Origin of the sequence: Lacticaseibacillus saniviri JCM 17471 = DSM 24301 (assembly GCF_001311785.1) — a bacterium.
GTDB lineage: Bacteria > Bacillota > Bacilli > Lactobacillales > Lactobacillaceae > Lacticaseibacillus > Lacticaseibacillus saniviri.
The window spans coordinates 1-6112 of record NZ_BBBX01000038.1; the positions used below are offsets into that span (position 1 = coordinate 1).

8 protein-coding genes and 1 pseudogene are annotated in these 6112 nt (G+C 40.0%); 3 read left to right on the plus strand and 6 right to left on the minus strand.

The window, feature by feature from the left end:
* Positions 1 to 112: 112 nt before the first annotated feature.
* The gene (locus JCM17471_RS12745) at positions 113 to 496 is read right to left on the minus strand and encodes a type II toxin-antitoxin system YafQ family toxin (RefSeq protein WP_054778134.1); all 384 of its coding nucleotides are present in this window, start codon (positions 494 to 496) and stop codon (positions 113 to 115) included.
* Complete coding sequence (locus tag JCM17471_RS12750; protein ID WP_003586674.1) at positions 496 to 774, minus strand: type II toxin-antitoxin system Phd/YefM family antitoxin; 279 nt, start codon at positions 772 to 774, stop codon at positions 496 to 498. The genes JCM17471_RS12745 and JCM17471_RS12750 overlap by 1 nt, the downstream gene beginning before the upstream one ends.
* A 76-nt stretch (positions 775 to 850) precedes the next feature.
* Between JCM17471_RS12750 and JCM17471_RS12755 the strand changes: the two are divergent.
* Positions 851 to 1437 (plus strand): annotated as a pseudogene (locus tag JCM17471_RS12755) (site-specific integrase).
* Between the two features lie 157 nt (positions 1438 to 1594).
* Here JCM17471_RS12755 and JCM17471_RS16690 read toward each other — a convergent pair.
* Both JCM17471_RS16690 and JCM17471_RS12765 read right to left on the minus strand, forming a co-directional pair.
* Positions 1595 to 1780, minus strand: coding sequence for a class I SAM-dependent methyltransferase (locus JCM17471_RS16690; protein WP_054778135.1), 186 nt, complete (start codon positions 1778 to 1780; stop codon positions 1595 to 1597).
* Complete coding sequence (locus JCM17471_RS12765; RefSeq protein WP_054778136.1) at positions 1780 to 1965, minus strand: methyltransferase domain-containing protein; 186 nt, start codon at positions 1963 to 1965, stop codon at positions 1780 to 1782. The genes JCM17471_RS16690 and JCM17471_RS12765 overlap by 1 nt, the downstream gene beginning before the upstream one ends.
* Positions 1966 to 2298: 333 nt before the next feature.
* On the opposite strand from JCM17471_RS12765, the gene JCM17471_RS12775 reads away from it, so the two are divergent.
* The gene (locus JCM17471_RS12775) at positions 2299 to 3351 is read left to right on the plus strand and encodes an IS30 family transposase (RefSeq protein WP_054778139.1); all 1053 of its coding nucleotides are present in this window, start codon (positions 2299 to 2301) and stop codon (positions 3349 to 3351) included.
* 191 nt (positions 3352 to 3542) lie between these two features.
* On the opposite strand, the gene JCM17471_RS12780 is transcribed toward JCM17471_RS12775, so the two are convergent.
* Together JCM17471_RS12780 and JCM17471_RS12785 are read right to left on the minus strand one after the other, a co-directional pair.
* Entirely contained in the window at positions 3543 to 3872 is a 330-nt protein-coding gene (locus JCM17471_RS12780; RefSeq protein WP_041816175.1) for a DUF5388 domain-containing protein, read from the minus strand.
* A complete protein-coding gene (locus tag JCM17471_RS12785; protein WP_015474642.1) occupies positions 3865 to 4674 on the minus strand; it encodes a ParA family protein in 810 nt (269 codons plus the stop codon). The genes JCM17471_RS12780 and JCM17471_RS12785 overlap by 8 nt, the downstream gene beginning before the upstream one ends.
* A gap of 1026 nt (positions 4675 to 5700) precedes the next feature.
* Here JCM17471_RS12785 and JCM17471_RS12790 point away from each other — a divergent pair.
* Positions 5701 to 5841: a BRCT domain-containing protein gene (locus tag JCM17471_RS12790; RefSeq protein WP_263849514.1), complete on the plus strand. Its 141-nt coding sequence runs from the start codon at positions 5701 to 5703 to the stop codon at positions 5839 to 5841.
* The last annotated feature ends 271 nt before the right edge of the window (positions 5842 to 6112 follow it).

Consider the following 6112-nt stretch of genomic DNA (forward strand, 5'->3'; position numbering starts at 1 on the left):
AAACACCAAACAGAAAGGGGCTATGAATATATAGGGTCTATAATATAAAATAACCCCTCGAAAACGTGAAAGAATAACCCCCAATATCTATAATGTAGATATTAGGGGTTATTTATTTTATATGGTATAAATGACTTCTTTTATTCCTCATTTTTCGATACCTTTTGGAACGATTTTGACCAGGAAATAAACGATCATGCGATCCGACTCGAATGCCAATTAAGACTAGTTCATCTGTATCAATCGTATAAACCACCAGAACATCGTTAGTTTCGCTTGGTGTTTTGTTTTTCGGGGTGTCTCGTAAATGAAATTCATTATAACCGCTCATTCGCCGATTAAGCTCATGATCTTCAAATTCTGGTGGTAATTGTTGCTGCTCAAGCAACAGGTCAATGGCTGCTCGAACTTCATCAATAATAGATTTGTCTAAACTGGCTAACCGTTTTAGATCAGCATTAAAGGTTGCACGTGGTTTAAATCTTAGTTTTTTCATTATTTAAACTGGCCCCAATAATCATCATCTGATTCAACAATTTCATCGTCAGGTAAAACATGACGTTTAATTAACTGATCACGTGCAATTGCATATTCTAACGAACCTTCTTTAGCTTTTAATGCTCTTTCTAGCCAGTCCATTTTTTCTTGTGAAACAATGGCTACTGCGCGACTATTTGAACGAGCAATATAAACGGTTTCATCTTCGTCATTAACTTGATCTAAATATTTTTTTAGGTTAGCGCGAAAATCGCTCTGTGTTAGTGCTAATGTCATATTTACCACCCTTTCATTGTACTTAATATTGTACTTTAATTTGTACTAAAAATCAATTTTTTAAGGAGCTAAAACTATGCAACAAGTTGTCTTACCCATCAAAGATTCAAACGTTCTCAAAGAGGTGCAAGATACCTTACTCAACAACTTTAAAGCTGGCCGGCGTAACTATACAGTTTTTCAAGTTGGCAAAGCTACGCTACTGCGAGTGAGTGATGTCATGCGCTTAAAACAAACCGATATTTTTAATCCGGACGGTTCTATTAAACAAAATGCGTTCATTCACGATCGAAAACTGGTAAACCGAATACCTTGTATCTTAAACCAGTTCAAACAGAGCTCTTATTGTACCGTCAATGGCTACTTGATCATAGACTAGCCTCTGAGTGGCTCTTTCCTTCCATTCAACACCCTGAGCGCCATATCACGGAAAAACAGTTCTACAAAATTATGAGTAAGGTTGGCGATCTGTTAGGAATTAATTATCTAGGGACCCACACAATGCGCAAAACCGGGGCTTATCGCGTCTACACACAATCTAATTATAATATTGGTTTGGTCATGCACTTATTAAATCATTCAAGTGAAGCCATGACTTTAGCTTATTTAGGCTTAGACCAAGCAAGTACCGAAAGTATGTTAGATCAAATTGATTTTGGTTAGTAGCTTTTTATTTGGTTGCTGTTATTACAAAAGTTGGAACCATCGGGGTACCCCACCAACCGTTATAGCCAGTATTTGCAATATTAACGTTTTGATATCCCAAGTCTTTTAAGAATACGCACATATTTACTAGTTTCGTAGCCTATATCCATGATTACTAACTGACCTTTTGTTTTTGAACCCTTGCTATGTTTACAAGCGCTGCTTTCCGTTTCTCAAATGGCTTAATATTATGCAGTACCAAACTAGATACAATCAGATCAAATTCATTATCGTTGAATGGCATGTTTAAGATATTAGCAGTTTTCAACTTTACCTTGTCAGCCAAATTACTATTTTCCATTATTTTTGAGTAGCTGCAATTGAATTGCTTCCCTGATCCTTATTACTCCAGATATCAATTCCTATTATTTCGCTTATATTTGCTGCTTGTCTGTTAAATTGCAACATAAAGGCACCGTGACCACAGCCAGCGTCTAATATTTTACTGTCTTTTTTTAAATGAATACTGTTAACAATGGATTTCATTATTCTATACTTACCAATATTGAAGTGTGCATGTATTTAAGCCCACACAAAACTAACACTAAGACCATAATGGCTGAAACGGTGTTAAAACCACTTATTAACATCATAATTCCAATAATTAAAGCTGGCCCAAAGAAAAAACCAAGCCTATTGGTGCGTCCATCTCCCAAATACTTTTCATTAAAATCTCCTATATCAATGTATTTATTCTTCGCGCATTTTAGAATCAAGTTAGCCACTGTCTCAAAACTTTTTGGACAATAAAAACATCAAGAACAGATATCCTGTATCATTGAAGTTCCTACACAAACAATGGAAGAGGATATTGTCTTGATGCAGAAACAGGATAGCACACACCGCCAAAAAGGTCAGCACTTAACATCACTCGAGCGCGGAAAAGTGGCCGGATTCCGCCAAGCTGGGAAGTCCAATCGTTGGATTGCTGCTGAAATTGGCGTCTGCCCGCAGACCATTAATAATGAAATCAAGCGAGGTACAGTAGATCAGGTCAAGAAGAGTAATGGCAAGCGCGTCTACCATCGACAATACCTACCAGAGGCTGCTCAGGCACGTTACGAGACTGCACGCTTGAGCTGCCATCGTCCTGACAAGTTCGCCAGCGTACAGGTCTTCTTAGCCTGGTACGTACAGCGAGCTAAGCAGGACAAATGGTCGCCGGATGCTTCAATCGGCTATGCCAAGCGACATAAGCTGTTTACTCCTGAAGAGCTTGTTTGTGCCTCGACTTTGTACCAGTACATTGACGACCAACGCCTAGAGATTCGAAATATCGACCTGTTGGAGAAGACTAAGCGGAAGACCTCTCACCAGCACCACACCAAGGCTAAGCGCCTGGCTGGCCGCAGTATCGAGGAACGGCCTAAGGTCGTTGAACGACGCAGGCAGTTCGGTCACTGGGAGATGGATACCATTGTCGGTAAACGCAATGGCAAGGAGAGCGTCATCTTGACTCTGATTGAGCGCAAGACCCGTTGCCAACTTCTCCGCTTGATCGAAGGACGAGATGCAGACTCTGTGAGCTATGCATTGCGTGGAATCAAGCGCGAATGGGGAGCTTGCATCAAGACCATCACAGCCGACAACGGACCCGAGTTCACCGCCTTAAATACTGCTTTTGCTGGGACGGAAACTGAGATCTTCTACGCCCATCCTTACACGTCCTGCGACCGTGGCACCAACGAGGCACATAACCGGATGATCCGCCAGAACTTCCCTAAGGGCATGTCCCTAGATGACATTAGCCCTAGTCAAGTGCAGGCCACGCAAGACCGCTTGAATCAGTTGCCTCGCAAACAACAGGGCTACTGCACACCCCAGCAAAACTTTGAGGCCGAAGCTCGGCGCGTTCGCCGCATGGCCCAGTAGTCTCTCTAGCGCCACAACTTCTATTTGATAACGGCCTGTTCTGGGATTGTCCTCAACGACTGGCTAACTTGTTCTTGCAATTTACGATTAAATTTGCAATCTACCAATAGAGGACTTTTTTGTACATTCTGCTTCATTTAAACGGACAAGTATACGTCTAAAAGCTGAACGTGTTGTCTGAGCGCGCGTGATTATTTACTTTTTACGCGTACATCACGTTTTTCTAAAGAATCAATTTGAAATTCTAATTCTTTACGTTCGTCTGAAGTCAAAGATTCAATATAAACAGATAAAGCTACTTCAATAGCTGCCTTTTGATTGTCACTATACCCTAATACAGCCATTGCTTGCAATTTGTTTCTAATGTGGTTGTTGATTTTTAGGTTTGTGTCAAAAGTAACCGAAGCAACCTGATTTTGTGGGGTTTTAATTCCTTTATTTGAATTTGAAAAATCCGAAATTTCAGCCTGCTTATCTGGCTTAATTGGGTTGCGGTTAGACCGAATCAATTTATTAGCCATTTTCAATTGCCTCCATTCTTTTTAGCATCTCGTCAGTTACGTCTTTGTATACTTTGAATACACGCCTATCAAACTGAGTATTGAAAGTAATACCAGTTATTCCATAACGCTTGATCCTCTGCATCGAGTGAATTTTATGTTTAAAAATGTTTTCAGTTCCAAACTGATTAATAGCATTTTGAATAGTTGCTTCATCTACAGGAGCTCCGGCTTGCAATAGAACAGCCAATATACCAACGATTTCCAAACGGGGAGCCTTGTAGGTATCAATAACTTGTTCCTGGATATACTCTATAAATGCTTGAGCTCCCTCAAAACTATGTTCATGAGTTTGCATAACAATTACACAATAATCGCTGGCATACAATGCTGAATCGGTGATTAACGAGATAGTAGGCGGCGTATCTATGATGACATAATCATATTTATCTTTAATAGGCTTGATAAGATTACTGAATTCTTTGACGCGTTCATTATAGTCTTTGATTTTTTCCATATAGCGTGGGAAAAGAGCAAAGTCAGGTGCAGAAGCTAGGATATCGAAGTTTTCTTTTATATGTATTAAAGATTGAGTTAAATCGCCATCTTCAATACTAGCCATGAGAGATTTTTTAAAATGGCCAACTTTTCCATCAATATTAACTTTAGTATTCAAGAGTAGATTTGTGGCGTTTCCTTGGGGGTCCAAATCAACTAGTAGTGTTTTGTAACCACGATTGCTAAGGTCTAGAGCTACTAATGTTGAATTACTAGTTTTTCCAACTCCGCCTTTAAAATTTCCAAATGTTATGGTTTGTGTCATGATAACGCCTCCTAACGATTGTTGTTATATTAGCACTATATCGTTTTTGAATCAACACGATATAGTGCTATAGTGCGTTAGTCCTTTAGTTCTATAATGCTGTTGTTCTGTAGTGCTTATGTTCTACAGTGCTATAGTGCTGTAGTTCTTTAGTTCCGTAGTGCTAGCACTACCGTATAGCTTTAAACCCTATGTGCAAGCATTTACTAAAAGAAAAAACAGTGCTGTAGTTCTTTAGTTCCGTAGTTCTATAGTTCTATAGTTCTGTAGTGCTTATATTCTGTAGTGCTGTAGTTCTTTTGTTCTATAGTGTTGTAGTGCTGTAGTGCTAGTTTTTAAAACCATTGACTTTTGTTGTGGTTGAGCTATAATTCTAAATGAAATCGATAAATAGAACATAAAAAACACCCACCAACAGCCATTGGTGAGCGCCACAAAAATCATTTGATTAATGATTATTATACCATGGCCGGTGCGATTTTTAAAGCCCTAGGGGACAAGCTGGGGTCTAAATCCAAGGGGACACGTTTGTCAGGGCGACTTCAATAAGTCTGGCTATACCACAACAAGGTCATCTGTACGGCTGGGTGGTGAATGGTGAGCGCGACCATTAACGGCGCGGGTGGTAAAACGAAGCTTCGGCTTGGTGCCACTGATTAGTTGGCGATCGAACAAAATAAATACGTATTGCCAACGCCTACTAGGGCGTTTTTTAGTAGGTTAAACCGAAAACGTAGGTTTATAATGAGTGGTGGTAGCAATACCGCAATTGTACAGACAAGCGACGGGCGTTAACGACCGACGAACTAAGGGGAAACTTTTAGTAGTAGAATTGTACTCTGGTTCAGTTATTTCAAATAGCTGTTTCCAGGGAACAATTCTGCGCTCAAAACGTCACTCCCTCTAAACTGAATGGAAAACCATAACCCGTCAAGTCAAAACCAACATTAGAATCAAGAAAGTTGATGATTTAAAATGCTTGATTTAAGAGATTGTGAGATTGCTTTTACCGGACGTCTAACTACCATGACTCGGGATCAAGCTTTTAGTTTGGCGAAAGTCTTTGGGGCGAAACCACAAAATTGGGTTACGAAACAGACAGATTATTTAGTGGTTGGGTTAATTGAGACGGCTTTAGGTGAGGAGCCCATCACAAAAAGTTATTGACGGGAACACCAACGATTTCAGAACGGGATTTTTTGGACTGGTGTCAGGCACGATTGGCGCAATGGTCTAGGAGTTTAGGCGGTTAAATTCACAAAGTGAGTTTACTGATTTTGGGGGATTTTTCATCTAGACCACTCCTCTCCCGTCAAATTTCACAAAGGCCAAATAATGGATCGTTGTTTTATCAGGGAGTGAGGGGGTTACTTGGGATAAGCCGCCTTATGTGAAGTAGAAATTGGTATACTAAAAAAGGCTCCCGGTTTAATACTGG